Origin of the sequence: Azospirillum sp. SYSU D00513, from assembly GCF_017356015.1 — a bacterium.
Classification (GTDB): domain Bacteria; phylum Pseudomonadota; class Alphaproteobacteria; order Azospirillales; family Azospirillaceae; genus Azospirillum.
Genome location: NZ_JAFIQV010000019.1, coordinates 79,632 through 103,862 on the forward strand (window position 1 = coordinate 79,632; position 24,231 = coordinate 103,862).

The following is a 24,231-nucleotide window of genomic DNA, read 5'->3' on the forward strand; positions in this document are numbered from 1 at the left end:
ATAAATTCAAAATCCGAAAATCCAGCCCGCGCGTATTCATGATCAATAAGGTGGTAGGGGGTACCGCATCCGGCGAGTAATCGCCCGGCGGGCGAGGCACCTCCCACCCGGCAACACTGCACAGGCATGCTCATGCATGCGCGCATTTACGTGAGCGGGAGAGCACGGATGTTTCTTGCGAATTGGAAAATTGCGAAGAAAATTTTCCTTCTGATTGGCTTGCTGAGCATGGTCACACTTGTGGTCGGCCTCACCGGCATCTCGGGAATCCGGCTGCTGGAGGAGTCCGCGATGCGGATCGACTCCACGGGCGAGGAGGCGCTGATCGGCGCCCGCGTCAACCAGAACGTCATCGCGCTCAACCGGTCGGAGTTCGGCCTTGCGGCCTTCCCCGAGGCCGATCAGGTGCGCAACATCGAAGCCATCATCCAGGAGCAGAAGACCCAGCTCCACGAGCGCGTGGCGAGGCTGCGCGAAACCGCCAACCCGGAGCAGGCCGTCATGCTCCAGGAGATCGAACGGGCCTACGCCGCCTACGAGCGCCAGCTCGACCTGACGCTGGAAGCCGCCCGCGCCCAGGGCGGCAAGGTCGAGGTGTCGGAAGCCCAGCGCGTGATCCGCGAAGCAGCCCTCCAGGGCCGCAAGGCCGCCGGCGACCTGCAGACGGCCGTGCGCGCCTACGCCGACCATGCGGCCCAACGCTCCACCCAGATCGCCGAGGAGGCGCATGTCACGGGCGCCCGCACCGAGCGAGTCATGATGCTCGTCGCCTTCGGTGGACTGGCCGGCGGCATCATCGCGGGCTGGGCGCTGGCGCGCTTCACCATCGGCAACCCGCTGGCCCGCTCCATCACCTCCCTGCGCGCGCTCGCCGACGGCGACCTGTCGGTCGAGATCTACGGCACCGGCCGCAAGGATGAGATCGGGCAGGTCGCCGACGCCATGCAGGTCTTCAAGGTCAATCTGCTGCGCACCCGGCAACTCGAGGAGGAGGCAAAGGCCGCCGAGGAGCGGGCCGAACAGGAGCGCCGCGCGGCCATGATGCGTCTGGCCGACGAGTTCGAGGCGACCGTGCAGGGTGTCGTGGAAACCGTTTCCGCCGCCGCCACCCAGCTCCAGTCCAACGCACAGAGCATGTCCGCCATCGCCGCCCAGACCACCAACCAGGCGACCGCCGTCGCCGCCGCGACCGAGCAGGCGAGCAGCAACGTGCAGACCGTCGCCGCCGCCTCGGAGGAGCTGGGCGCCTCCATCGACGAGATCAGCCGCCAGGTCAGCCAATCCGCCCGCATGTCCGGCGAGGCCGTGGTCGAGGCGGAGCAGACCAACCACCGGGTCGAGGGGCTGGCCACGGCCGCCCAGCGCATCGGCGACGTGGTGAGCCTGATCCAGAGCATCGCCAGCCAGACCAACCTTCTGGCGCTGAACGCGACGATCGAGGCGGCACGCGCCGGCGAGGCCGGCAAGGGCTTCGCCGTCGTCGCCGGCGAGGTCAAGAGCCTCGCCAGCCAGACCGCGAAGGCGACGGAGGAGATCGCCGCCCAGGTCGCCGAGATCCAATCCCAGACCCAAGGTGCCGTGGAGGCGATCCGCAACATCGGCCAGACCATCACGGGCGTGAGCGACATCTCCGCCGCCATCGCCGCCGCGGTGGAGGAGCAGAGCGCCGCCACCCAGGAAATCGGCCGCAACGTCCAGCAGGCCGCCAGGGGCACCGAGGAGGTCGCGAGCAACATCGCCGGCGTCAGCGGTGCGGCGAACGAGGCGGGCGCCGCCTCCTCCCAGGTGCTCGCCGCCGCCACGCAACTCAGCCGCGAGGCCGGCGTCCTGAAGTCGGAAGTGAAGGCCTTCATCGGCCGCGTGCGGGCCGCCTGAGGGCCGCGCAAGAGGCTTGGGCCGGCGCGAAACGCTCTCCCGCGGCGCCGGCCCGTCCGTTACGGGCGCCGGAATGATCAAGGGGACGAAGGCCATGCCTTCGTCCCCTTTTTTCGCGCAGCTTCCGGGACGCGGTTCCAGAGGGCGCCGGTCAGAACGCCCGCGTCGTTTCCTCGGCGGCGACCCGCCAGCCGGGCCTGGCCCGTTCAAGCCGTTGCCGGATCGCGTCGATGTGGGCCTGCCCGTAGAGGATCAGGATGTTCCGGTCCGCCTCGGCCAGGATCGCTTCGGCCACCAGATCCTCGCGTTCGTTGGTCAGGGCGGAGGGAAGCTGCTCCCGCGCCATTTCGGTCGAGCTGGCGATGGACAGGGCGATGCGCACGGCGGCGCGGATGCGCTCCTGGATCCAGCCGGGCGCTTCGTCGAACATGCGGCGGGCTTCGGCGAGGTCGAGATCCTCCTTCTCGCCGTCCGGCGGGGGCAGGGCGGCAAGGAGCTGGGAGAGCGTCACGTCCACGTTGCGCACCTCCGGTCCCGGGCTGCCGAGGATCTCGCGGTTGTTCTGGAGCACCAGATCCTTGCCGAGCAGCGCGCCGATGATCTCATAGGGGTGGCGGTCGTCGGTGGGCTTCCATTCCGCCCCGAGCCGGCTCATGACGTCGGCCATGCCGGCCTTCGGGTCGGCCATGTCCGCCTTCACCTCCTCGTAGAAGACCAGCCAGCCCTCGGCCCGCCGGGCGGCGACGAGGTCGGCGACCTCCTTGTAGAAGCGAGGCTCACCAAGATGGGCCATGCCCTGCATCTGCACCTGCCGCGTCCCGTCGGTCAGGGTCAGGCGGGACAGCTCCAGCGGCATCTTGCCGGCGATCCAGGGCAGGGCGGCCACGGCCGCGGCCACGATCACGAGGCCGGCAACGAAAAGGACCCCGACAACCGTCAGGGCTTTGCGGAAGAAGCGCTTCATCGATGTCCCGTTGCAGCGTGCGAGCGCCAGAGGCGAGTGCCGGAGTGTGGCAGGCGCCGCCGCCCGCGTCGAGGGTTAGGCCCCGCGCGCCGCCAGCGCCCGTCCGGCCTTCGACGCCGTCTCGCGCCCCAGGATGCCGGAAATCCAGCGGCCGGTCTCGGCCACCGCCTGGAGGTCCACGCCGGTTTGGATGCCCAGCCCGTGCAGCAGATAAACCACGTCCTCCGTCGCGACGTTGCCGGAGGCTCCCTTGGCGTAAGGGCAGCCGCCGAGCCCGGCCACGGAGGAATCCACCACCGCGACACCCGTCTCCAGGCAAGCGAGGATGTTGGCGACAGCCTGCCCGTAGGTGTCGTGGAAGTGCAGGGCGAGCCGGTCCACGGGCACGGAACGCGCGACCGTTTCGACCATTTGCCTCGCCCGCGTCGGCGTGCCGGTGCCGATGGTGTCGCCGAGCGAGACCTCGTAGCAGCCCATCCCGGCCAGCCGGGCGGAGACCTCCGCCACCCGCTCCGGGGCGACCGGCCCCTCGTAGGGGCAATCCAGCACGCAGGACACATAGCCGCGCACGCGCAGGCCCCGCTCCAGCGCGCCGGCCACGACGGGGGCGAAGCGTTCCAGGCTTTCGGCGATGGAGCAGTTGATGTTCCTTTGGCTGAAGCTCTCCGACGCCGCGCCGAAGACGGCGATCTCCTCCACCCCCGCGTCCAGCGCCGCCTGCAGCCCCTTCAGGTTCGGCACCAGCACGGGATAGTCCGTGCCGGGGCGCCGCCGGACGGCCTTCAGCACCTCGGCGGAATCGGCCATCTGCGGGACCCATTTCGGCGAGACGAAGGCCCCCGCCTCGACCGCTGGCAGGCCGGCCCCGGCGAGGCGTTCCACCAGCTCCACCTTGGCGGCGGTGGGCACGGTGACGGCCTCGTTCTGGAGGCCGTCGCGCGGGCCGACCTCGACGATGCGGACGCGTTGGGGAAGGGGCATGGTCCGGCTCCTCACTCGCTCTCGAACTCGATCAGCTCCACGCCTTCCTCGACCTGGTCGCCGACGGCATAACGGATGCCGGTGACGGTGCCGTCCTTCGGCGCCTTCAGCGTGTGTTCCATCTTCATGGCCTCCAGCACGATCAGCGGCGTGCCGGCGGTGACCGCGGCGCCGGGCTCGACCAGCAGGGCGATCACCTTGCCGGGCATGGGGGCGGTGAGCTTGCCGCCGGGCCCGTCATGGCCGGCCGCCTCGGCCAGCGCGTCCACCAGCGACAGCCGGTGGGCGACGCCACCCGTGAAGACGGTCATCTCCAGCCCACGCCGCACCCAGCGACCCGTCAGCCGAACGCCGCCCAGTTCGGCCTTCAGCGTGCCGTCGGGCCCAAGGCTGCCCCGCGCCTCCAGCGTCTCGCCGCCGGGCAGGGACAGCCCGTACCCATCACGCCGGTATGTGACCCCCACCCGCCGCTCGCCGCCGGCGTCGCGGAAGGTCAGAGCCTCCTCCGCCTCTCCGTTCAGCCGCCAGCCGTTGTTCATGGCCCAGGGGCTGTGCGGGTCGCCGGACGACGCTGCCGTGACACGGCCCTGGGCCGCGCGGTCGAGCAGGAGCCCGAGCGCCGCCAGCGCCAGCACCCGGTCCGGCGCCGGGGCCGCACCCGGCAGCAGGGCGTCGTGGTGCCGCTCGATGAAGCGGGTATCGAGTTCGGCATCCAGGAAGGCGGGATGGCCGGCGATGGCCGCCAGGAAGGCCGTGTTGGTGGTCAGCCCGACCACCTGCGTCTCCGCCAGCGCCGCGCGCAGCCGACGCACGGCGGCCGGGCGGTCATGGTCCCAGACGATCAGCTTCGCGATCATCGGATCGTAATGGATGGAGATGGCGTCGCCCGACCGCACGCCCCCGTCGATCCGCACATGCGGGCCGGGCGCGGGGAAGGAGAGATGGTCGAGCCGCCCGGTCTGGGGCAGGAAGTCGCGGTCGGGATCCTCGGCGTAGAGCCGCACCTCGATCGCGTGGCCGTTGACCCGCAGATCCTCCTGGCGCAAGGGCAGCGGCTCGCCGGAGGCGACGCGGATCTGCCACTCCACCAGATCCTTCCCGGTGATCAGCTCCGTGACCGGATGCTCCACCTGAAGACGGGTGTTCATCTCCATGAAGAAGAAGGAGGAATCGGCGGGATCGTAGAGGAACTCCACCGTGCCCGCCCCGACATAGCCGATGGCCCGCGCCGCCGCGACGGCGGCCTCGCCCATGGCCCGGCGGACTGTATCCGGCAGGTCGGGGGCGGGCGCCTCCTCGATCACCTTCTGGTGGCGGCGCTGGATGGAGCAGTCCCGCTCGAACAGGTAGACGCAGTCGCCCCGGCCGTCGGCGAAGACCTGGATCTCCACATGGCGGGGCCGTTCCAGATAGCGTTCCAGCAGCACCCGATCGCTGCCGAAGGAGGCCGCGGCCTCCCGCTTGGCGCTGGCGAGCTGGCCGGCGAATTCCCCAGCGCCGGTCGCCACCTTCATGCCCTTGCCGCCGCCGCCGGCCGAGGCCTTGATCAGCACCGGCCAGCCGATGCGTTCGGCCTCGCGCAGCAGCAGGGCGGCGTCCTGGTCCTCCCCGTGATAGCCGGGGACCAGCGGCACGCCGGCCTCTTCCATCAGCGCCTTGGCCTCCGACTTGCCGCCCATGGCGCGGATCGCCGAGGCCGGCGGGCCGATGAAGGTGACGCCGGCACCGGCGCAGGCCTCGGCGAAGGCGGCGTTCTCCGACAGGAAGCCGTAGCCGGGATGGATGCCGTCCGCACCCGCGCGCCGGGCGACCTCCAGGATGGCGTCGGCGCGCAGGTAGCTCTCCCGCGCCGGGGCTGGGCCGATGTGGTGGGCCTCGTCGGCCATCTCGACGTGGAGGGCGTCGCGGTCGGCGTCGGAATAGACGGCCACCGTCCGGATGCCCATGCGCCGCGCGGTGCGGATGACCCGGCAGGCGATTTCGCCGCGGTTGGCGATCAGGATCTTCGACAGCATCGGTTCACCGCTTCACGAGGAGGGGTTCCAGGAGGGTTTGCGCTTGTTCAGGAAGGCGCCGACACCCTCCCGTCCTTCCGCGCTCGCGCGCTGCCGGGCGATGCGCTCGGCCGTATCGCGGATGACCGCCTCGTCCGTCGGCCGGCGGGCGACGGCGCGGATCAGGTCCTTCGCGGCGGCCTGGGAGGCCGGGCCGCATTCCAGCAGCCGCGCCACCAGCCCTTCCACGGCGGTCTCCAGCCCGTCCGCCGGGACGACCTCGTGGACGAGGCCCAGCCGGTGCGCCTCGGCCGCCGTGAAGCGCTCGGCGGTGAGGAAATAGCGGCGGCAGGCGCGCTCCCCCATCGCCGCGACGACGTAGGGGGAGATCACCGCCGGGATGAGGCCAAGCCTCACCTCGGTCAGGGCGAAGCTCGCCGCCTCCGACGCGAGGGCGATGTCGCAGGCCGCCGCCAGCCCGACGCCGCCGCCATAGGCCGGTCCCTGCACGACGGCGACGGTCGGCTTGGGGCAGAGGTCGATGGCGCGCAGCATGGCGGCGAGCCCCATGGCGTCGGCCAGATTCTCCTCATGCCCGTAGCCGGCCATCCGCTGCATCCAGGACAGGTCGGCCCCGGCGGAGAAGCTCTTGCCCCGCCCGCGCAATAGCACGAGCCGGACGGCGGGATCCCCGCCCAGCCGCTCGAAGGCTTCGGTCAGGGCGGCGATCACCCCCTCGTTGAAGGCGTTGTGGACTTCGCCCCGGTTCATGGTGACCGTGGCGACCCCGTTCGCGGCGATCTCTGTAATGATTTCGCTCATGGCCCGCCTCACATCCGGAAGACGCCGAAGCGCGTGGGCTCGACCGGCGCGTTCAGGGCCGCCGACAGGCCCAGTCCCAGCACCATGCGCGTGTCGACCGGGTCGATGATGCCGTCGTCCCACAGCCGGGCGCTGGCGTAGTAGGGGTGGCCCTGCTCCTCGTACTGGCGGCGGATCGGTGCCTTGAAGGCCTCCTCCTCCTCGGCCGGCCAGCTCTTGCCCTGGCCTTCGAGCCCGTCGCGGCGGACCTGGGCCAGCACGTTGGCCGCCTGCTCGCCACCCATGACGGAGATGCGGGCGTTCGGCCACATCCACAGGAAGCGCGGGCCGTAGGCGCGGCCGCACATGCCGTAATTGCCGGCGCCGAAGCTGCCGCCGATGATGACCGTGAATTTCGGCACGTTCGCGCAGGCGACCGCCGTCACCATCTTGGCGCCGTCCTTGGCGATGCCGCCATGCTCGTATTTGCGGCCGACCATGAAGCCGGTGATGTTCTGGAGAAAGACCAGCGGGATGCCGCGCTGGCTGCACAGCTCGATGAAATGGGCGCCCTTCTGCGCGGATTCGGAGAAGAGGATGCCGTTGTTGGCGACGATCCCCACCGGGTAGCCGAAGATCCGCGCGAAACCGGTGACCAGCGTGGTGCCGTAGAGCGGCTTGAACTCGTCCAGTTCGGAGTTGTCCACCACCCGCGCGATGACCTCGCGGACGTCGTAGGGCTTGCGCGGGTCGGCGGGGATGACGCCATACAGCTCCGACGGGTCGTGGCGCGGTTCCACCGGAATCTGAGCTGCGACGCCCAAGCTCTTGCGCCAGTTCAGGTTTCCGACGATGCGCCGGGCGATGGACAGGGCGTGGGCGTCGTTCAGCGCGTAATGGTCGGCGACGCCGGACACGCGGGTGTGGACGTCGGCGCCTCCGAGATCCTCGGCGGACACGACCTCGCCCGTGGCGGCCTTCACCAGCGGCGGGCCGCCCAGGAAGATGGTGCCCTGGTTGCGGACGATCACCGCCTCGTCGGACATGGCCGGCACATAGGCGCCGCCGGCGGTGCAGCTGCCCATCACCACGGCGACCTGCGGGATGCCCGCCGCCGACATGGTGGCCTGGTTGTAGAAGATGCGGCCGAAATGGTCGCGGTCGGGGAAGACCTCGTCCTGGTTGGGCAGGTTGGCGCCACCGGAATCGACCAGATACAGGCAGGGCAGGTTGTTCTGCTGCGCGATCTCCTGCGCGCGCAGGTGCTTCTTCACGGTCAGGGGGAAGTAGGTGCCGCCCTTCACCGTGGCGTCGTTGGCGACGATCACGCATTCCCGGCCGGCCACCCGCCCGATGCCGGTGATGATCCCGGCGGCGGGGATGCTGTCCTCGTACACGCCATGGGCGGCGAGCTGGGACAGCTCCAGGAAGGGCGTGCCGGGGTCGAGCAGGGTCTGCACGCGGTCGCGCGGCAGCAGCTTGCCGCGCGACAGGTGCCGCTCGCGCGCCTTGGCGCCGCCGCCCTGGCGGACGGTGGCGACGGTGGCGCGCAGCTCGTCCACCACGGCCCGCATGGCGTCCCGGTTGCGGGCGAACTCCGCGCCGCGCGTGTCCAGGGAGGAGGTCAGCTCGGCCATGGTTCAGGCGGTCTCCTTGAACAGCTCGCGCCCGATCAGCATGCGCCGGATCTCCGAGGTGCCGGCCCCGATCTCGTAGAGCTTGGCATCGCGCAGCAGGCGGCCCGTCGGGTATTCGTTGATGTAGCCGTTGCCGCCCAGGCACTGGATCGCCTCCAGCGCCATCCAGGTGGCCTTCTCGGCGGCGTAGAGGATGGCGCCGGCGGCGTCCTTGCGCGTCGTCTCGCCCCGGTCGCAGGCCTTGGCGACCGTGTAGACGTAGGCCTTGCAGGCGCTCATCGTCGTGTACATGTCGGCGAGCTTGCCCTGCATCAGCTGGAACTCGCCGATCGGCTGGCCGAACTGCTTGCGGTCGTGGACATAGGGCATCACCACGTCCATGCAGGCCTGCATGATGCCGAGCGGCCCGCCGGCCAGCACCGCGCGCTCGTAGTCGAGGCCGCTCATCAGCACGTTCACGCCACGCCCGACGCCGCCCAGCACGTTCTCCTCCGGCACCTCGCAGTCCTGGAAGACCAGCTCCCCGGTGTTGGAGCCGCGCATGCCCAGCTTGTCCAGCTTCTGCGCGACCGAGAAGCCCTTCATGCCCTTCTCGATCAGGAAGGCGGTGATGCCGCGCGGGCCGGCGTCGGGATCGGTCTTGGCGTAGACCACCAGCACGTCGGCGTCCGGCCCGTTGGTGATCCACATCTTGGTGCCGTTCAGCACATAGCGGTCGCCGCGCTTTTCCGCCCGCAGCCTCATGGAGACGACGTCGGACCCGGCGTTCGGCTCCGACATGGCGAGCGCGCCGACGAACTCCCCGGTGATCAGCTTCGGCAGATAGCGGGTCTTCTGTGCGGCGGTGCCGTTGCGGCGGATCTGGTTGACGCAGAGGTTGGAATGGGCGCCATAGCTGAGGCCCACCGAGGCAGAGGCGCGGGAGATCTCCTCCATCGCCACGACATGCTCCAGATAGCCCATGCCGGCGCCGCCATACTCCTCCTCCACCGTGATGCCGAGCACGCCGAGGTCGCCGAACTTGCGCCAGAGGTCGGCGGGGAACTCGTTCTCCCGGTCGATGTCGGCGGCGCGCGGCGCCACCTCGTCCGCGCAGAAGCCGCGCACCGAATCGCGCAGCATGTCCGCGGATTCCCCGAGGTCGAAATTCATGGTCGGAAGTTGGTTGCTCAGCATGTCCGTCCCCTCTGTCGGCGCCCTTCGGAGCTGTCTGGAATTGCCTCTGGCGTCCTTATAGAAACGAGCATACGTTTTTTTCCTGATGAGGCAAGCCGCCAATCCGGCTATACAGCAATCAGACGAGCGAACCATCCGAAGGCGAGGAGAGCCGGCCGTCATGGCGCGCACCGCCGGGTCCCACGGGCCCACCACATTCGAGGCGATCCGGCAGGAAGGGCTGCGCCTGATCTACGAGCACGGCTACGAGGCGATGAGCCTGCGCCAGCTCGCCGCCGAGGTCGGCATCCAGGTCGGCTCGCTCTACAACCACATCCGCAACAAGCAGGATTTCCTGTTCGAGCTGATGCGCGCCCACCATGACGGGCTGCTGGGCGCCTGGGAGGAGGCGAGCCGGGCCGCCGAACGCGACGCCGAGGATCCCGTCGCGCGGATGAAGGCCTTCGTCGCCTTCCACATCGCCTACCACATCGACCGGCGGCGCGACGTCTATGTCGCCAACTTCGAGCTGCGCAGCCTGGAGCCCGGCAACTACGCCGCCATCGTCGAGATGCGCCGCCGCTACGAGCGGGAGGTGATCGGAATCGTGGAGCGCGGCGTGGCCCGGGGGGTCTTCGCCGTGTCCGATCCGCAGGCGGCGAGCTACGGCATCCTCGCCATGCTCACGGGGGTCTGCACCTGGTTCCACCCGGAGGGGCGGCTGGGCACCGCCGAGATCACCGAGCTTTACACGGGCATGGTGCTGAAGAGCCTGGCGGCGCCGGGCTGACCGAAAGGAGCCGTCGGGGCCGCGGGGAGGGCGGACAGTCGGCATGGCACCCATCCTCCGGACGCATTGCCGGGAGGCGGGCAGGGCGGTGACCGGCGCATGCCCGCGCGGTTATGGTGAAGATCCCGCCCGCCGCGAGCCGCCCGCGCTCCCCGATCCAGGTGCCTTCCCTTGAACGCCGTCGCCAATCTGTCGGGCATCCTGTCCGTCATCGCCCCCGTCTTCATCCTGGCCGCCATCGGCGTCTATTGGGCGCGCGCGAAGCTCCCCTATGACGGATCCTTCGTCACCACCTTCACGGTCAACGTCTCGACCCCCTGCCTGGTCTTCACCAGCCTGTCGAAGCTCTCGGCCGAAGGGGATGGGGCCTTGTCGATGGCGCTGTCCAGCGCCGGGGTGATGGCGATGGGGGCGATCGGCGGGGCGGCGATCCTGGCGCTGTGCCGCCTGCCGCTGCGGCCCTATGTGCCGGCGCTCGCCTTCCCGAACGCGGGCAACATGGGCATTCCGGTCTGCCTCTTCGCCTTCGGCGAGGCCGGCATGGTCTATGCGGTGGTCTTCTTCAGCACCATGTCGGTACTGCAATTCTCGCTCGGCCCGGCGATGGCCGCAGGCGTCACCGACGTGAAGCGGCTGCTGAAGGCGCCGATGATCTACGCCGTCGCCGCGGCGCTGATCCTGAACCGGAGCGGCCTGGGCGCGCCGCTGTGGCTGACCAACACCACCTCCCTCATCGGCGCCTGCACGGTGCCGCTGCTGCTGCTGGCGCTCGGCATCGCGCTGGCGAGCCTCAGGCCGGGCGGCCTCGCCCGTGCCTTCTTCATCTCGCTCCTGCGCTTTGGGCTGGGGATCTCCGCCGGCTTGATCATGGCCGAAATCCTTGGGCTGGAAGGCATGATGCGCGGCGTGGTTCTGGTGCAGAGCAGCATGCCCGTGGCCGTCTTCAACTATCTCTGGGCGCTGCGCTACAACAACGCGCCGCAGGACGTCGCCGGAGCGGTGATCGTCTCAACCGCCCTGTCCTTCGCCACGATCCCGCTGATCCTGCTGCTTCTGCCCTATATGTGACGGCCTCCCGGCCATGCAGTCCGCTTGCGCCCGCGCCGCATCGGCCCTAGCTTCGCGGCCCGAACCGTTCGTGACCAAAAGCCTTGGCAGGTGACCATGAAAGCGCGCGTGAAGTGGGTTGAGGGCAAGATGTTCGTCGGCGAGTCCGGCAGCGGCCACAGCGTCATCATGGACGGCGCGCCGGAATCCGGCGGGCGCAACCTGGGCATCCGCCCCATGGAGATGCTGCTGATCGGCATGGGCGGCTGCACCGCCTTCGACGTGGTGCTGATCCTGGAGCGCGGCCGCCAGCCGGTGACCGACTGCGTCGTGGAGATCGAGGCCGAGCGCGCCGAGACCGACCCGAAGGTCTTCACCAAGATCCGCCTGCACTACATCGTCACCGGCCGCAAGCTCGATCCGGCGAAGGTGGAGCGGGCCATCGCCCTGTCGTCGGAGAAATACTGCTCCGCCACCATCATGCTGGGCGCCACCGCCGAGGTGACCCACGATTTCGAGGTCGTCGAGGCGGCCTGACGAAAAAAGCGAAGGGCCGGGCGGGACAGCGCATTTTTGGCTTGCGCCCACCGCCCGGCCGGGCTACATACCCGGCCCACGCCGACGACGTCCCCTTCGTCTAGAGGCCTAGGACACCGCCCTCTCACGGCGGTAACAGGGGTTCGAATCCCCTAGGGGACGCCACTCTCACAGGCGTTTGCTCGCAGCCAGAAACAGCGGTCTTCCCGATCCCAAGCGGTCGGCGATGAAGACCGGTGGAAGCGAATCTTTCAAAGAATTGCATCCGCCAACGCGACAGCCCCGAACCGATGGCTGTGTGGGTCGGTCATTGCGATTCGACTGTTTTCGAACGCATCACGTCCAACGCGATGGCACGTAGTCTCTCACTTCTCTATCTGAAGCTCCGCCTTCCGCGCTGCTGATGAAGGAGAGGGAATGACCAACACGATCAAACTCGCCGCCTACGGCACCCTGCGCCTGGGCCAGCCGAACTGGGGGCGGTTCCTGCCTCGGGCCGTTCATCTCGGGACGCACCGCATCGCCGGGTTCCGGCTGTTCGACGGCGGGGCCTATCCCTATGCGGTGCCGGGCGGGACGGGCGGGATCGTGGCCGACCTTTTCAGTATCGACGCGGCGACGCTGCGGCAATGCGACCTGCTGGAAGGGCACCCCGACCACTACGCGCGGCGGCTGGTCCCGGTGGCGAGGCATGAGGTCTGGCTGTACTGCGTCGAGCGGGCACCCCATGGGCTCCGGCCCATCGCGCATGGCGACTGGGTCGAGCACATCGCGCCGGGTTCGGCGGTGCGGGCCGCCGCTGGCGTAGGGGAGGGGCGCTGAATGCCGCTGTACTTCGCCTACAGGTCCAACATGGATCCGGTGCAGATGGCCCGGCGCTGCCGGGACTCGCGGCTGGTCGGGGTCGGGGTGCTGGACCGGCACGCGTTCCTCATAAACCGGCGCGGCGTGGCGACCGTGGTGCCGGCACCGGACGACAGCGTGGAGGGCGTCCTCTGGGAGCTGTCCGGCGACGATCTCGATGAACTCGACATATGGGAGGGCACGGCCAGCGGACACTACGCGCGGTCCTTCAAGCCGGTGCGGATCGTCGAGACGGGCGGAACCGTGCCGGCGGTCGTGTATGTGGCCGCCGACGGGCGATGCGGACCCGGATGCCGGCCGGGATATGGGGAGCGCGTGCTGAGCGGCGCGCGCCAACATGGGTTGTCGGCGGCGTATCTGGCGCGGCTGGAAGCCCTGCTCGGCCTCGCGGCGCCCGCCGCCGGAACGGCGGAGGAGGGCACGTAGGCCGGAACGGGAAAGCCCCCGTGCCCGCCGGGCAAGGGCGGAGACGAGGGCTTGAAAAACGGGCTCGAAAAGAAGCGCGCTGAAAGGCGGGCCTGTCCGGCCCGCCCGTGCGCCTTACTGGCCGGCGCTGCCGCCAGCGCCCGAACCGCCGCTGGCGCCACCCGGCTGCGAACCGCCCGTCGGGCTGTTGGAGGGCGGGCCGCCGGCCGGGCCCGTGCCGCCGGTGGTGGTGTTGCTCGTGGTGGCACCCGTGGTGCCCGTGCCGCCGCCGGTGTTGCCCGTCGTGCCGGCGCTGCTGGCCGGCCGGTCCTCGCGCAGGGCGGCCATGGTCCGCTCGTCCACCTCGCCGCTCGCGTCGAGGCCGTTGGCCTGCTGGAAGTCGCGCAGGGCGCGCTGGGTGTTCGGACCCCAGATGCCGTCCACCGCGATGCGGTGGCCGTCCTCGCGCAGCTCGCGCTGGACGGTGCGGACCTCCTGGCGGCTCAGCGACGCGTGGCCGCTGCCAGCGCTGCGGCTGGAGCTGGCCTGGCTGGAGCCGCCGTCGCCGGTGACGGCGTTGCGGATCTCGGAAACCGACGGGACCTTGTTCTCAACGCCCTCGTCCATGGTGGCGCCGGCATAAGCACCGCCGGCACCGCCGATCACGGCGCCGACCGGCCCGCCCACCACGGCGCCCGCCGCGGCACCGCTGAGGCCGCCCGTGCCGGCCCGGTTCTCCACGGAGCTGCCGCAGGCGCCCAGCGCAAGGGTGGCGCCCAGGGCCATGACGATGGTCGATTTCTTCATTGTAAGCCTCCGTTTAGCCTTGAAGGAAGCCACCGGGCATGATCGTCCGGGGCTCTGGCGGTTCCGACGTCGTTTCAAACGCCATCGCAAGGCATTCGGTCCAAGCGTGAGTGGAAATGGTAACGCTCCTATCCATTCGCACTCCCGTTGCTCCCGCGTCGGGTGGTAGCCGTCGGTGCCTCAACAGCGCGCGAGGACAACCGTCACGGCCTGTCGGGGTGCCGGGCCGTCTGTTCAAGCGTGTTAAGCCGCCCTGGCCCACGGGTTTCGGGAGAGTCGCGGAACAGGCCCATGCAACCCCGCGCCCTTTCACGTGTTTCCTCCGCGAGGAGGACTCCCATGAAAGCATTCATCTCATCCGTGATCTTCGTGCTGGCCATGGCCGTCGTGGCCGGCTACGTGCTGGAGGGGTATTTCGCCGTCCCCGCCGACGCCGCCTTCGCGCGGGAGAGCGTGCGGGTCGGCGTGGAAGGCTCCATCGAGCACCGCCACTTCTCCGGCGACGCGCCCGTCACCGAACAGGTGAGGTGACCGGCCCTGCGGCGCGGGGCCGCTATGGAGTGTACATGTCTCGCCAAGCGGTAACGTTTTGAAAGACAACCGCTTTTCCGTCATCCCCGCGAAGGCGGGGATCCAGAAGTCCGCTGAACGAATGCTGTGGAAATGTCCTGGACCCCCGCTTTCGCGGGGGTGACGGCTAAGTGGTTGGTTTTCATGAATATTCTGCCTCGGAGATATGTACACTCCATAGCGCGATGCCGGGGCGAGATCGAAGCCGGAAGCTGAGCAAAGGAAAGCGCGCGGCGGTGTTCCGTCGCGCGCTTTCCTTGTCGGCTTCCTTGCCGGCCCGGCCGGAGGATCCGGCCGGGCCCGCCCGTTCATTCCGCCGGATGCACCCGCGTGCCGTGGTTGCGCGGCACGCGCCGGCCAGTCACCTGCTCGTACCAGCCGAGATGGTGCTCCTTGGCCCAGTTCTCGTCCACGTCGCCCTTGCCCATGGCGTCGAAGGCGCCTTCCATGCCGATGGTGCCGATGTAGATGTGGGCGAGGATCGCCGCGATCATCAGGCCGCCCAGCACGCCGTGGATTACGTGCATGATCTGCATGCCGCCGATGCCGGTGATGAAGAAGGGCATGATCAGCAGATAGCCGCTCAGCGCCAGCAGGGCACCGCCCAGCACCACCGACCAGAAGACGATCTTCTGCCCGGCGTTGAACCGGCCGGTCTCCGGATGCGAGCCGCCCTTGGACAGCAGCCCGCCCAGCTCCTTGATCCAGATCCAGTCGGCCTTTTCCGGGATGTTGTCGCGCAGCCACAGCACGAAGATCAGGAACAGGCCGATCACGAAGGGCACGCTGAAGAAGTTGTGCAGGACCTTCGAGGCCTCGGCCAGCACCGTGTGGGCCGAATGGCCCATCAGCGGGATCAGCAGGGACCGTCCGAAGGTGACGACCAGCCCGGTCAGCGCCATGACGATGAAGCTGACGGCCGTCGTCCAGTGGGCGAAGCGCTCGAAGCCGTTGAAGCGCGGCACCGTCAGGCCGGTGCGTCCGCCCTCGATCCGGATGGTCCCGCGGATCAGGAAGAAGAGCGCCAGAGCCACGGCCATGCCGCCGACGGCGATGGCGATGCCGTAGCGCAGCCAGACGGTGCGGAACTCCCGCCACAGCCGGCCTTCCGGCTGGACGATGACGCTCAGCTTCTCGTCCGGGATGGAGACGCGCCCCGTCACCTTGCCGGTCGGCGGCTGGTAGAGCAGCACGTCGTCGGGATTGGCGGGGGAGTTGGGGCCGGGCTCCCGGTAGATGCCGACGCTGTCGGTGGAGCTGGGCGTGTCCTTGCCCAGCTGCTGCACCTTGGGAACGCCCTGGACTTCCTGCGCCCGGGCCTCCTGCGCCAGGGCCAGGTGTCCGGCCAGCAGGGGCGCCGCCGTCAGGAGCGCCGCCAGGACCAGGAATTGCCGAAGCTGCCTCATGGTGTGGTTCCTCGTCGCTGGCGGGGTCAGGTGGCGCCGGTGCCGGCGCCGGGGGCGAAGGCATCGCCCTGGTCGCGGTCGCCGTAAGCGGTGGTCCAGCCCCAGGCGCCCGATCCGTAGCCGCGCCGCAGCACGCGCTCCCGGTAGATGTCGGCCAGCACGTCCCCGTCCCCGGCCATCAGCGAGCGGGTCGAGCACATTTCCGAACAGAGCGGCAGCTTGCCCTCGGCCAGGCGGTTGGAGCCGTAGCTCTGGTACTCGGCCGGGGTCACGTCCTCGATCGGGCCGGCGGCGCAGAAGGTGCACTTGTCCATCTTGCCGCGCCCGCCGAAGTTGGTCGTCTTCGGGAACTGCGGGGCGCCGAAGGGGCAGGCGTAGAAGCAGTAGCCGCAGCCGATGCACAGCTCCTTGGAGTGCAGCACCACCCCGTCGGCCGTCTGATAGAAGCAGTCCACCGGGCAGACCGCGGCACAGGGCGGGTCGTTGCAGTGCATGCAGGACATCGAGATCGACCGTTCACCCGGCACGCCGTCGTGCAGCGTGATCACGCGGCGGCGGTTCATGCCCCAGGGGACCTCATGCTCGTTCTTGCAGGCGGTGACGCAGGCGTTGCACTCGATGCAGCGCTCGGAGTCGCAGAGGAATTTCATGCGGGCCATGGAAGTGGTCCTTTCTTACGCCGGCTCGACGCGGCAGAGCGTCACCTTGGTTTCCTGCATGAAGGTCACGGGGTCGTAGCCGTAGGTCGTGATCCCGTTCACCGGTTCGCCCAGCACGATGGGGTCGGTGCCCGGCGGGTACTGGTCGCGCAGGCTCTCGCCCTGCCAGTAGCCCGAGAAGTGGAAGGGCATGAAGATGGTGCCCGGCCCGACCCGTTCGGTGACAAGCGCCCGGACCTTGGCCTTGGAGTTGTTCTCCGGCCCATAGACCCAGACATAGCCGCTGTCGCGGATGCCCAGCCTTTCGGCGTCCCTGACATTGATCTCCGCGAACATCGACTGCTGAAGCTCGGCCAGCCAGCGGTTGGAGCGCGTCTCCTCGCCGCCGCCCTCGTACTCGACCAGGCGGCCGGAGGTGAGGACGAAGGGGAACTTCGAGGCGATGCCACTGTCCACCGCCTTCTTCTGAAGCGACTGGGCGAGCTGGACGAGGCGGAAGTCGCGCCGGTCCTGAATGGCCGGGAATTCGGTGACCAGGTCCGTGCGCGGCGTGTAGATCGGCTCGCGGTGGATCGGCACGGGATCCGGCAGGTTCCAGGCGACCGCCCGGGCCTTGGCGTTGCCGTGCGGCACGCAGCCGTGCTTCAGCGCCACGCGTATGACGCCCATGGACAGGTCGGTTTGCCAGCTCACCTCGTCGATCTTGTCGCCGCCGATCAGCTCGACGACGCGCCGCTCCTCCGGTGTCAGGTCCCGGTCCCAGCCGAGCTTCTTCAGCACGGCCATGGTGAATTCCGGATAGCCGTCCTGGATCTCCGAACCCACGGAGTAGGATCCGTCGGCCAGCAGGCTGACGCCGTTGCGTTCCACGCCGAATCGGGCGCGGAAGGTGCTGCCGCCGTCCATCACGTGCTTGGACGTGTCGTACAGGTTGGCGCTGCCGGGATGGCGCAGCTCCGGATGGCCCCAGCAGGGCCAGGGCAGGCCGTAATAGTCGCCGGCGCAGGGGCCGGTCGAGGCGCGCATCGTGATCTTGTCGAAGTCGGCCTGATGCTTCATGTGCAGCTTCAGCCGTTCCGGCGACTGGCCGGTCATGCCGATGGCGAGCGCGCCGCGGTTGATCTCGCGCAGCAGGTCCTCCGGGACCGGCCGCCCGTTCTCGACCGTGATGTGCTTGAACATCTCGTCCGCGAAGCCGAGCTTGCGGGCGAGCAGGTGGATGATCTCGTAGTCGTCCTTGGATTCGAACAGCGGCTCGACGACCTTCTCGCCCCACTGGATGGAGCGGTTGGAGCAGGTGCGCGAGCCGTCCGTCTCGAACTGGGTGGCGGTCGGCAGGATGTAGGTGCCGTTGCGCCGCTCCGGGATCGCGGCGAAGGAGGTCGGGTGCGGGTCGGCGATGACCAGAAGCCGCAGCTTCTCCAGCCCCTTCACCATTTCCGGCATGCGGGTGACGGTGTTGCCGCCGTGCCCGAAGCAGACCATGGCCTTCAGGTTGTCGGGCTGTTCGATCTGGTCGCGCGGCGCCAGCACGGCGTCGAACCAGCGGGTCGTCGGGATGCCCTTCTTCTCCATCAGGTCCTTGGAGGCGAAGCGGCTCTGCATGTAGTTGTAATCGACGTCCCAGACGCGGCACCAGTGCTTCCACGCGCCTTCGGCCAGCCCGTAATAGGCGGGCAGGGTGGAGACGTCGAGCCCGAGGTCGGTGGCCCCCTGCACGTTGCAGTGGCCGCGGTAGATGTTGGCCCCGCCGCCGGAGACGCCGATGTTGCCGAGCGCGAGCTGCAGGATGCTGAAGGCGCGCACGTTGGCGGTGCCCACCGTCTTCTGGGTGGCGCCCATGCACCAGATCAGCGTGCCCGGCCGGTTCTTGGCGATCTTCTCGGCGACGACGAAGAGCTGCTCGCGCGGCACGCCGGTGACACGCTCGACCGTCTCCGGATCCCACTTGGCGACCTCGGCGCGGATCTCGTCCATGCCATAGACGCGCTGCCGGATGAACTCCTTGTCCTCCCAGCCATTGTTGAAGATGTGCCAGAGCAGGCCCCAGATGATCGGGATGTCCGTGCCGGGGCGGATGCGCACGAAGTCGGTGGCGTGGGCGGCTGTGCGGGTGTAGCGCGGGTCGATGACGATGAAGGGCGCGCGGTTGCGCTCCTTGCCGCGCAGCATGTGCGGCATCGAGACGGGGTGCGCCTCGGCCGGGTTGCCGCCGATGATCAGCAGCGACTTGGAGTTCTGGATGTCGTTGTAGCTGTTGGTCATGGCGCCGTAGCCCCACGTGTTCGCCACGCCGGCGACAGTGGTGGAATGGCAGATGCGCGCCTGGTGATCGACGTTGTTGGTCCCCCAGAAGGCCGCCAGCTTGCGGTAGAGATAAGCACCCTCGTTGGAGAATTTGGCGGAGCCGAGCCAGAAGACGGAATCCGGCCCGGATTGCTGACGGATGGCCATCAGCTCGTTGCCGATCTCCTCGATCGCCTGTTCCCAGCTGATGCGCTGCCACCGGCCGTCGACCAGCTTCATCGGGTATTTGACGCGCCGCTCGCCGCCGGTCAGTTCGCGCACCGAGGCGCCCTTGGCGCAGTGGGTGCCCTGGCTGATGGGGCTTTCCCAGCCCGGCTCCTGCTGCACCCAGACGCCGTTCTGCACCTCGGCGATGACGGTGCAGCCGACCGAGCAATGGGTGCAGATGTTCTTGCGCGTCACCACCTCGGTGTTGGGCATGAGGGCACGGGCTTCCGCCTTGCGGGTCATGACGGCGGGCATTGCGCCCAGCGCCGCCATGCCGCCCGCGGCGATGCCGGACCGGCGCAGGAAGCTGCGGCGGTTGATGCCGCCGCCCTCGGACGAGGCGGCGGATGCCGCCACGATGGTGCGGGCGAGCGACCCGCGCGCGGCCTTGCCGGAGTTGCGCTTGATCAACATGGACGGGCGTCTCCCCTCAGAGCCGGTTGAGCGCGTAGTAGCGCTTCACGTGGTCGGTTTCGCGGTAGCGCGCCTTCAGCTGCTCCTCCGGGGTTTCGGCCTGCGGCTCGGGAGGTGCCGCGGCGTTGACCGCGGCGACGGCGCCGATGGCGCCGGCGGTGCCGAGCCCCAGGCCTTTCAGGAGAGCGCGGCGTTCGATTCCCGGCTTCTTGTCGTCTCGGCTCATGACGGGTGCTCCTCCAGCCGTTCTGCTTTGCCGGACGCGTCGGGTCCGATCGGGACCAGGGCAAAGGCGTCCGTTTCGATTTCCAGGAAAAGCCGGCCGATGACCCCGACCGGCTGATAGAAGTCCGCCGCGGCCGCCCGTTCCAGGTCGCCGAAGAAGCGGTCCGCCCAGGGGGCGATGTGGCGGTCGTAGAAGCGTTTCTGGACGTCCAGGTCCGGCGGGCCGAGGTCTCCCCCGATCAGGGCGGCCATCACCTCGCACAGGCTGGCGATGTGGTCTTCCGGCTCGGCGACGCCGGGCGCCCGCTCGACGCCGAGCAGGCTCAGGTCCTCGCGCAGCCGCGCCAGCGGCCGGTCGTTGAGGAAGCCCGTGCGGTAGTAGGAGGCGTAGGGCACCAGTTCGCCGCGCACGACGCCGATGAACAGGGCGTTGTACTCGTGCTCCAGCGCCTGCGTGTCGGCGCCGCGCGCACCCGCCGCCAGGACATCGAAGGCGCGCCCCAGCGGGGTCTCGCCGTCGCCCTGGAGCGCGCCGACCGCGGCGAGCAGTTCGGCCGACGGCGGGCGGGCCAGGAGCTGGGCCAGGAGCGTGTAGAGCCGCGCCCTCAGCAGATCGGCCTCGTCGGCACCGGCATCCGCGCCGAACTCCTCCCTCACATCGTCGAGTCCCGCGGCGCGATCGTCGATGGCGCCCTCATGATCGGCCAGCGTCCCCATTCATCACCCCGGATGCCAAGATTCTCCGCGTGCTTGCGCAAACAGCGCCGCGCCCCAAAGGTTTCACGGCCGTGGTCATGCTGGGCGAACGCTTTCGGGATCGCCTTCCGGAGGTATCTCGACGCCGGCCATCGGCAGGCCGTCCGGCGGTGGCAAGGGGGCCAGCTCCTCGGAAGCCCGGCCATCGGAGTCCGGATCGGAGAGGGGAGAGCCGTCCGTGCCCGCCGCCTCGGCCAGCAGCGGATCCTCCGCCGGTTCGGCCGCCGGCGCCGTTTCCGGCTCTTCCGGCTCCTCCTCGCGGAAGAAGTTGCTCAGCAGCTCCTGGATGTTGTCGGAGGGCAGGAGCTGCCCGAAGCCGGGGGCGTTGCAGTCCCAGTCATATTCGGCGAAGCCCCGGAAATCGGCGATCTTGGGATCGCTGCACCAGGCCTTGCGCAGGGCGGCGACCTTCAGGGATTCCGGCACGCCGGGAGCGAGATAGGCGGTGTAATCGCTTCCCTCGCCGAGGCTTTCGACGGGAGGCAGGGCTTCCGGACCGGCAATGGCCGGCGCGGAATCGGCCATCGCTTCATCGGGAACCGGCGGGATGGCCGGCACGGCCCTGGCCTCCTCCCGCGCCGCTTCCCCGTCCGGAACCAGGGCGGGGAGCGGTGCCTCGGCCTCGGTGGTCCTGGCCCGCTGCTTCAGGCGGGACCAGCGGTCGAGAAAACCTTCCGTGCTGTCAGGCATCGTCGTCCTCCGGGAATGAGACCGGAACGCGCCGGCCCAGCGCCTCGGTGTCGGCGCGGTCGCGCTGGCGCTTGTGGAAGGGGCGCTCGACATGGTGCCGGGCGAGGAAGTCCCGCATCCAGGCGGCGATCGGGGCGGGCAGGGGCAGGGCGTCGATCAGGTCGTCGCCCGCGTCGGAATGAGCGTCGATCTCGCCGGGATCGACGGTCGCCTCCAGCAGGGTGACGCCCGGCCCCTCGCCGCCACGGCGCAGGATCACATAGACGGAGGGGCGGGTGCTTTCGAGATTGTGCTTGTAGTTGTCCGTCTCCGTGCGGAACAGCTCCAGCTCCACCGCGCCCGCGTAATAGCGGGTCCAGCCGTCGCCCTCCTCCAGGATGGTCCAGGGCGGCAGCGGAAGCGCGTCGGGCAGGACCGTCACGGCCTGCCAGCGTTCCGGCTGCCAAAGGCTGTCGATGCGCCGGCGCTCGACCAGCACGCCGACGCTCATGCGTTCGGTCGGGTCCATCGCGGGCTCCTTTCCGGCAGGGTCCAGCTTGGCCGGGCGGGAAAGGCGGCCGTTCCAGCCCCAGCCTTCCCGCCGAGCGCGCGGCTCCAGGCGCGCAGGATCGGCGCGTCGCCGTCATTCTCCCAGACGTCCATCCAGGCCAGCAAGTGGCGGGCGACGCTCTCCAGCAGTTCGGCCGCGTCCAGTTCCCCGAACCCCTCCTCCCGCAGGGCCGTGCGGGTGGGATCCCGGCCGGGCGAGTCGTCGTCCGGGTCGCCCAGCGTGTCCACCCCGAAGCCGACGACCGCCCAGCCTGGTACGTCCGGATCCCGCGTGCCGTCCGGCACCGCGAAGCGCACGCCGCCGATCCACCCCCCATTGACGAGCAGCCGGTCCGGCGCGCCCTCCGGGCCGCCGAGAGCGATCTTCACGTTCGGTGGCCCATGCGCCACCAGCGCGTCGGCGAGCGCCAGCATCGCCACGCAAGGGGCAAGCCGCGTGTCCGCCAGCGGGCGGTCCGGTTCCAGCACGACGGCGGCGTCGAGCAGGTCGGTCCGGCGCGTCCAATGCAGCGTTCCGGCCTCCGCACCGGCCTCCGCATCGCGGCAGGCGGCGGCGAAGGCGCCGCCGTCGCGCCGCGGCACCAGCCGGAACAAGGGTGGAAGCTGCGGCAGGCCGCTTCCGTCCAGGGAAGGGGTGTCCAGAAGGGCGTCCGGTGAAGACATGGATGGGGCCATTCTCGTGAGCGGCGCGTGGAAAAGATCGGAAATGAAACGCGCGCGCGGGACACTTGTTGCGGTCGCGCGTTGTTCTTCCGAGAGCGAGGCTGTCATGCAAAGGAGATCTCCCGTGCGCGCCGTCCTGTCCCTGACCGTCGCAGCCCTTCTGTCCATCTCCTCGGCCATCTCCCCGGCCATGTCGCAGGAGACGCGCGGGCAGGAGCTGGCGAAGGACCCGAACGTCCAGCAGAATCAGCCCGACGGTCCCAACGCGCAGGGCGTCCGTTCGCCGAGCGCCGGGACTGCGGAGAACACCGACGCCATGGACCTCCAGCAGGCCCTGGCCGCCGTCCGCAAGGCGCCGCCGGACCTCCAGGGCCGGCCGGTGCCGCGCCCGAACAGCTGGGCGAGCAGCCCGGACAACCCGCAGGAACCGACCCGGTCGGGCAATCCGTCGGACCTGAGCAGCCAGGAACTGAAGTAGTTTTTTCCGCTTGCCTTCCCCTTCGGCACCGCCTATAAGCCCCGCACCGCACCGGTGGAGACGCCGGGACGGTGCGGATCGAAAGTCCGCGCCGGAGCTTGGAGCGCTTGCGGGCGTAGCTCAGGGGTAGAGCACAACCTTGCCAAGGTTGGGGTCGAGGGTTCGAATCCCTTCGCCCGCTCCAGTTTCCGGATCAGCCGGCACCAGCGCCGGCCAATCCTTGACCGGCCAGTCCTTGAAAATTCGAATGTGATGGGCCGTCCCGCAGGGAGCGGCCTTTTTTCTTGCCCGCTTTTTCTCTTGGCCGGTTTCTTCCGCGTCGCGCCCCGGCCGGCGGGCAAGTTCCTTACGAAGGAGCGATGTGACGGCAGGCTTCGATTTCACCGTCGTGGTGGGGCCGCGCCAAGTCCGCCGGTCGGGGCGCTGGACTTACCCGCGCGTCCGGTCGAAAAGCGCCGCGTAGCCGCCGAACATCACCGCGCAGCCGATCAGCGTGCTGTAAAGCCCGAGCGGCGGCAGGAACTTGCTGGCGGTGGCGGCGACGCCGCCGGCGAGCAGGAGCAGCCAGACCAGCTTGTCCTTGTTGATGAAGGGCCGGCGGGGCGGCGCCGGGCGGCGGAAGTGGTGGATGTCGGCCATGGTCTCTGCGTCGTGACACGGATCGGTGCCGGACGGTAGCACGGAACCCACCGGGCGGGAACCCGCGCCCTGTCCCGCTGTTCGCAGCAGACCGGCAAGGGGAGTGGGTGATGGCGGAAGCGATCCGGGGTGTGATCTTCGATGTGGACGGAACGCTGATCGATTCGGTCGATCTGCACGCCGAAGCCTGGCAGGAGGCCTTGGCCCATTTCGGCTACGAGGTCGGGTTCAACGAGGTGCGGGCGCAGATCGGCAAGGGCGGCGACCAGCTCATGCCCGTCTTCGTGCCGCGGGCGGATCTGGAGCGGATCGAGAAGGACATGGATTCTTTCCGCCATGACCTCTTCGCCCGGAAATACCTGGACCGCGTCCGCGGCTTTCCGGGAGTCCGCCCGCTGTTCGAGCGGCTGCGCCGGGACGGGATCCGGATCGCGCTCGCCTCTTCGGCCAAGGGGGACGAGCTGGAGCACTACAAGCGCGTGGCCGACATCACCGGCCTCGCGGACGCGGAGACCTCCTCCGACGACACCGATCGTTCCAAGCCCCATCCCGACATCTTCCTGGCTGCACTCGAACAGCTCGGTCTCGGGCCGGACCAGGCCGTCGTGGTCGGCGACACGCCTTGGGATGCCAAGGCGGCGACCAAGGCCGGGCTTCCGATCATCGGCGTGCTGTGCGGCGGCTTCCCCGAGGAAGAACTGCGGCAGGCAGGATGCGCCGAAGTCTACGGGGATCCGGAGGATCTCCTGCGCAACCTGGACCGGCTGATAGACGGCCGGATCCGCGCGCAAGGTTGATCGGGACATGGGCC

At 69.3% G+C, this 24,231-nt stretch carries 25 protein-coding genes and 2 tRNA genes; 11 read left to right on the forward strand and 16 right to left on the reverse strand.

Annotated elements, in window-relative coordinates:
* Window positions 1-168: 168 nt before the first annotated feature.
* Window positions 169-1,875: a methyl-accepting chemotaxis protein gene (locus tag JUB11_RS15720; RefSeq protein WP_207459502.1), complete on the forward strand. Its 1,707-nt coding sequence runs from the start codon at window positions 169-171 to the stop codon at window positions 1,873-1,875.
* A 151-nt stretch (window positions 1,876-2,026) separates the two neighbouring features.
* Here JUB11_RS15720 and JUB11_RS15725 read toward each other — a convergent pair whose 3' ends face one another.
* From JUB11_RS15725 to JUB11_RS15750, 6 genes are all read right to left on the reverse strand, one after another.
* Window positions 2,027-2,839, reverse strand: coding sequence for a hypothetical protein (locus tag JUB11_RS15725; protein WP_207459503.1), 813 nt, complete (start codon window positions 2,837-2,839; stop codon window positions 2,027-2,029).
* Between the two features lie 75 nt (window positions 2,840-2,914).
* On the reverse strand, window positions 2,915-3,820 hold the full coding sequence (locus JUB11_RS15730; protein WP_207459504.1) for a hydroxymethylglutaryl-CoA lyase: 906 nt from the start codon (window positions 3,818-3,820) through the stop codon (window positions 2,915-2,917).
* 11 nt (window positions 3,821-3,831) lie between these two features.
* Window positions 3,832-5,835, reverse strand: coding sequence for an acetyl/propionyl/methylcrotonyl-CoA carboxylase subunit alpha (locus JUB11_RS15735; protein WP_207459505.1), 2,004 nt, complete (start codon window positions 5,833-5,835; stop codon window positions 3,832-3,834).
* A 12-nt stretch (window positions 5,836-5,847) separates the two neighbouring features.
* On the reverse strand, window positions 5,848-6,636 hold the full coding sequence (locus tag JUB11_RS15740) for an enoyl-CoA hydratase/isomerase family protein (protein WP_207459506.1): 789 nt from the start codon (window positions 6,634-6,636) through the stop codon (window positions 5,848-5,850).
* A gap of 8 nt (window positions 6,637-6,644) precedes the next feature.
* Window positions 6,645-8,252, reverse strand: coding sequence for a carboxyl transferase domain-containing protein (locus tag JUB11_RS15745; RefSeq protein ID WP_207459507.1), 1,608 nt, complete (start codon window positions 8,250-8,252; stop codon window positions 6,645-6,647).
* 3 nt (window positions 8,253-8,255) lie between these two features.
* Window positions 8,256-9,428, reverse strand: a complete 1,173-nt coding sequence (locus JUB11_RS15750; RefSeq protein WP_207459508.1) for an isovaleryl-CoA dehydrogenase — start codon at window positions 9,426-9,428, stop codon at window positions 8,256-8,258.
* Between the two features lie 160 nt (window positions 9,429-9,588).
* On the opposite strand from JUB11_RS15750, the gene JUB11_RS15755 reads away from it, so the two are divergent.
* The 6 genes from JUB11_RS15755 to JUB11_RS15780 all read left to right on the forward strand — a co-directional run bounded on the left by JUB11_RS15755 (window position 9,589) and on the right by JUB11_RS15780 (window position 13,071).
* A complete protein-coding gene (locus JUB11_RS15755) occupies window positions 9,589-10,197 on the forward strand; it encodes a TetR/AcrR family transcriptional regulator (protein WP_207459509.1) in 609 nt (202 codons plus the stop codon).
* 171 nt (window positions 10,198-10,368) lie between these two features.
* Entirely contained in the window at window positions 10,369-11,265 is an 897-nt protein-coding gene (locus tag JUB11_RS15760) for an AEC family transporter (protein ID WP_207459510.1), read from the forward strand.
* 96 nt (window positions 11,266-11,361) lie between these two features.
* Window positions 11,362-11,781, forward strand: a complete 420-nt coding sequence (locus JUB11_RS15765) for an OsmC family protein (RefSeq protein ID WP_207459511.1) — start codon at window positions 11,362-11,364, stop codon at window positions 11,779-11,781.
* Between the two features lie 89 nt (window positions 11,782-11,870).
* A tRNA-Glu gene (locus JUB11_RS15770) sits at window positions 11,871-11,946 on the forward strand.
* Window positions 11,947-12,198: 252 nt separating this feature from the next.
* Window positions 12,199-12,603 carry a gamma-glutamylcyclotransferase family protein gene (locus JUB11_RS15775; RefSeq protein WP_207459512.1) on the forward strand — a complete coding sequence of 135 codons (405 nt, stop codon included), beginning with the start codon at window positions 12,199-12,201 and terminating at the stop codon, window positions 12,601-12,603.
* Complete coding sequence (locus JUB11_RS15780) at window positions 12,604-13,071, forward strand: gamma-glutamylcyclotransferase family protein (protein WP_207459513.1); 468 nt, start codon at window positions 12,604-12,606, stop codon at window positions 13,069-13,071. It abuts the gene before it with no gap.
* A gap of 114 nt (window positions 13,072-13,185) precedes the next feature.
* Here JUB11_RS15780 and JUB11_RS15785 read toward each other — a convergent pair whose 3' ends face one another.
* Window positions 13,186-13,857 carry a peptidoglycan-binding domain-containing protein gene (locus JUB11_RS15785; protein WP_207459514.1) on the reverse strand — a complete coding sequence of 224 codons (672 nt, stop codon included), beginning with the start codon at window positions 13,855-13,857 and terminating at the stop codon, window positions 13,186-13,188.
* Between the two features lie 339 nt (window positions 13,858-14,196).
* Here JUB11_RS15785 and JUB11_RS15790 point away from each other — a divergent pair, with 339 nt between their 5' ends.
* Complete coding sequence (locus JUB11_RS15790; protein WP_207459515.1) at window positions 14,197-14,388, forward strand: hypothetical protein; 192 nt, start codon at window positions 14,197-14,199, stop codon at window positions 14,386-14,388.
* Between the two features lie 347 nt (window positions 14,389-14,735).
* Here JUB11_RS15790 and JUB11_RS15795 read toward each other — a convergent pair whose 3' ends face one another.
* From JUB11_RS15795 to JUB11_RS15830, 8 genes are all read right to left on the reverse strand, one after another.
* Window positions 14,736-15,833 carry a formate dehydrogenase subunit gamma gene (locus JUB11_RS15795; protein WP_207459516.1) on the reverse strand — a complete coding sequence of 366 codons (1,098 nt, stop codon included), beginning with the start codon at window positions 15,831-15,833 and terminating at the stop codon, window positions 14,736-14,738.
* Window positions 15,834-15,859: 26 nt separating this feature from the next.
* Window positions 15,860-16,492: a formate dehydrogenase FDH3 subunit beta gene (fdh3B, locus tag JUB11_RS15800; RefSeq protein ID WP_207459517.1), complete on the reverse strand. Its 633-nt coding sequence runs from the start codon at window positions 16,490-16,492 to the stop codon at window positions 15,860-15,862.
* 15 nt (window positions 16,493-16,507) lie between these two features.
* Complete coding sequence (locus JUB11_RS15805) at window positions 16,508-19,420, reverse strand: formate dehydrogenase subunit alpha (RefSeq protein ID WP_207459518.1); 2,913 nt, start codon at window positions 19,418-19,420, stop codon at window positions 16,508-16,510.
* A 16-nt stretch (window positions 19,421-19,436) separates the two neighbouring features.
* Complete coding sequence (locus tag JUB11_RS15810; protein WP_207459519.1) at window positions 19,437-19,646, reverse strand: hypothetical protein; 210 nt, start codon at window positions 19,644-19,646, stop codon at window positions 19,437-19,439.
* Window positions 19,643-20,362, reverse strand: coding sequence for a molecular chaperone TorD family protein (locus tag JUB11_RS15815; protein ID WP_207459520.1), 720 nt, complete (start codon window positions 20,360-20,362; stop codon window positions 19,643-19,645). The genes JUB11_RS15810 and JUB11_RS15815 overlap by 4 nt, the downstream gene beginning before the upstream one ends.
* Window positions 20,363-20,437: 75 nt before the next feature.
* Complete coding sequence (locus JUB11_RS15820) at window positions 20,438-21,091, reverse strand: DUF3306 domain-containing protein (protein ID WP_247887092.1); 654 nt, start codon at window positions 21,089-21,091, stop codon at window positions 20,438-20,440.
* Window positions 21,084-21,599, reverse strand: a complete 516-nt coding sequence (locus JUB11_RS15825) for a DUF3305 domain-containing protein (protein WP_207459522.1) — start codon at window positions 21,597-21,599, stop codon at window positions 21,084-21,086. Before JUB11_RS15825 ends, JUB11_RS15820 begins: the two co-directional genes overlap by 8 nt.
* Window positions 21,578-22,303, reverse strand: coding sequence for a biotin/lipoate--protein ligase family protein (locus tag JUB11_RS15830; RefSeq protein ID WP_247887093.1), 726 nt, complete (start codon window positions 22,301-22,303; stop codon window positions 21,578-21,580). The genes JUB11_RS15825 and JUB11_RS15830 overlap by 22 nt, the downstream gene beginning before the upstream one ends.
* A gap of 124 nt (window positions 22,304-22,427) precedes the next feature.
* Between JUB11_RS15830 and JUB11_RS15835 the strand changes: the two genes are divergently transcribed.
* Both JUB11_RS15835 and JUB11_RS15840 read left to right on the forward strand, forming a co-directional pair.
* Window positions 22,428-22,781: a hypothetical protein gene (locus tag JUB11_RS15835; RefSeq protein ID WP_348771438.1), complete on the forward strand. Its 354-nt coding sequence runs from the start codon at window positions 22,428-22,430 to the stop codon at window positions 22,779-22,781.
* A 109-nt stretch (window positions 22,782-22,890) separates the two neighbouring features.
* Window positions 22,891-22,965: transfer RNA gene (locus JUB11_RS15840), tRNA-Gly, on the forward strand.
* 245 nt (window positions 22,966-23,210) lie between these two features.
* On the opposite strand, the gene JUB11_RS15845 is transcribed toward JUB11_RS15840, so the two are convergent.
* Window positions 23,211-23,420, reverse strand: coding sequence for a hypothetical protein (locus JUB11_RS15845; RefSeq protein ID WP_207459524.1), 210 nt, complete (start codon window positions 23,418-23,420; stop codon window positions 23,211-23,213).
* 110 nt (window positions 23,421-23,530) lie between these two features.
* Here JUB11_RS15845 and JUB11_RS15850 point away from each other — a divergent pair, with 110 nt between their 5' ends.
* Window positions 23,531-24,217: an HAD family hydrolase gene (locus JUB11_RS15850; protein WP_207459525.1), complete on the forward strand. Its 687-nt coding sequence runs from the start codon at window positions 23,531-23,533 to the stop codon at window positions 24,215-24,217.
* The last annotated feature ends 14 nt before the right edge of the window (window positions 24,218-24,231 follow it).

Coding starts and splice junctions, on each gene's coding strand:
- JUB11_RS15720 (WP_207459502.1), top strand. CDS start 169: ATGTTTCTTGCGAATTGGAAAATTGCGAAGAAAATTTTCCTTCTGATT.
- JUB11_RS15725 (WP_207459503.1), bottom strand. CDS start 2,839: ATGAAGCGCTTCTTCCGCAAAGCCCTGACGGTTGTCGGGGTCCTTTTC.
- JUB11_RS15730 (WP_207459504.1), bottom strand. CDS start 3,820: ATGCCCCTTCCCCAACGCGTCCGCATCGTCGAGGTCGGCCCGCGCGAC.
- JUB11_RS15735 (WP_207459505.1), bottom strand. CDS start 5,835: ATGCTGTCGAAGATCCTGATCGCCAACCGCGGCGAAATCGCCTGCCGG.
- JUB11_RS15740 (WP_207459506.1), bottom strand. CDS start 6,636: ATGAGCGAAATCATTACAGAGATCGCCGCGAACGGGGTCGCCACGGTC.
- JUB11_RS15745 (WP_207459507.1), bottom strand. CDS start 8,252: ATGGCCGAGCTGACCTCCTCCCTGGACACGCGCGGCGCGGAGTTCGCC.
- JUB11_RS15750 (WP_207459508.1), bottom strand. CDS start 9,428: ATGCTGAGCAACCAACTTCCGACCATGAATTTCGACCTCGGGGAATCC.
- JUB11_RS15755 (WP_207459509.1), top strand. CDS start 9,589: ATGGCGCGCACCGCCGGGTCCCACGGGCCCACCACATTCGAGGCGATC.
- JUB11_RS15765 (WP_207459511.1), top strand. CDS start 11,362: ATGAAAGCGCGCGTGAAGTGGGTTGAGGGCAAGATGTTCGTCGGCGAG.
- JUB11_RS15775 (WP_207459512.1), top strand. CDS start 12,199: ATGACCAACACGATCAAACTCGCCGCCTACGGCACCCTGCGCCTGGGC.
- JUB11_RS15780 (WP_207459513.1), top strand. CDS start 12,604: ATGCCGCTGTACTTCGCCTACAGGTCCAACATGGATCCGGTGCAGATG.
- JUB11_RS15785 (WP_207459514.1), bottom strand. CDS start 13,857: ATGAAGAAATCGACCATCGTCATGGCCCTGGGCGCCACCCTTGCGCTG.
- JUB11_RS15790 (WP_207459515.1), top strand. CDS start 14,197: ATGAAAGCATTCATCTCATCCGTGATCTTCGTGCTGGCCATGGCCGTC.
- JUB11_RS15795 (WP_207459516.1), bottom strand. CDS start 15,833: ATGAGGCAGCTTCGGCAATTCCTGGTCCTGGCGGCGCTCCTGACGGCG.
- fdh3B (WP_207459517.1), bottom strand. CDS start 16,492: ATGGCCCGCATGAAATTCCTCTGCGACTCCGAGCGCTGCATCGAGTGC.
- JUB11_RS15805 (WP_207459518.1), bottom strand. CDS start 19,420: ATGTTGATCAAGCGCAACTCCGGCAAGGCCGCGCGCGGGTCGCTCGCC.
- JUB11_RS15810 (WP_207459519.1), bottom strand. CDS start 19,646: ATGAGCCGAGACGACAAGAAGCCGGGAATCGAACGCCGCGCTCTCCTG.
- JUB11_RS15815 (WP_207459520.1), bottom strand. CDS start 20,362: ATGGGGACGCTGGCCGATCATGAGGGCGCCATCGACGATCGCGCCGCG.
- JUB11_RS15820 (WP_247887092.1), bottom strand. CDS start 21,091: ATGCCTGACAGCACGGAAGGTTTTCTCGACCGCTGGTCCCGCCTGAAG.
- JUB11_RS15825 (WP_207459522.1), bottom strand. CDS start 21,599: ATGGACCCGACCGAACGCATGAGCGTCGGCGTGCTGGTCGAGCGCCGG.
- JUB11_RS15830 (WP_247887093.1), bottom strand. CDS start 22,303: ATGTCTTCACCGGACGCCCTTCTGGACACCCCTTCCCTGGACGGAAGC.
- JUB11_RS15845 (WP_207459524.1), bottom strand. CDS start 23,420: ATGGCCGACATCCACCACTTCCGCCGCCCGGCGCCGCCCCGCCGGCCC.
- JUB11_RS15850 (WP_207459525.1), top strand. CDS start 23,531: ATGGCGGAAGCGATCCGGGGTGTGATCTTCGATGTGGACGGAACGCTG.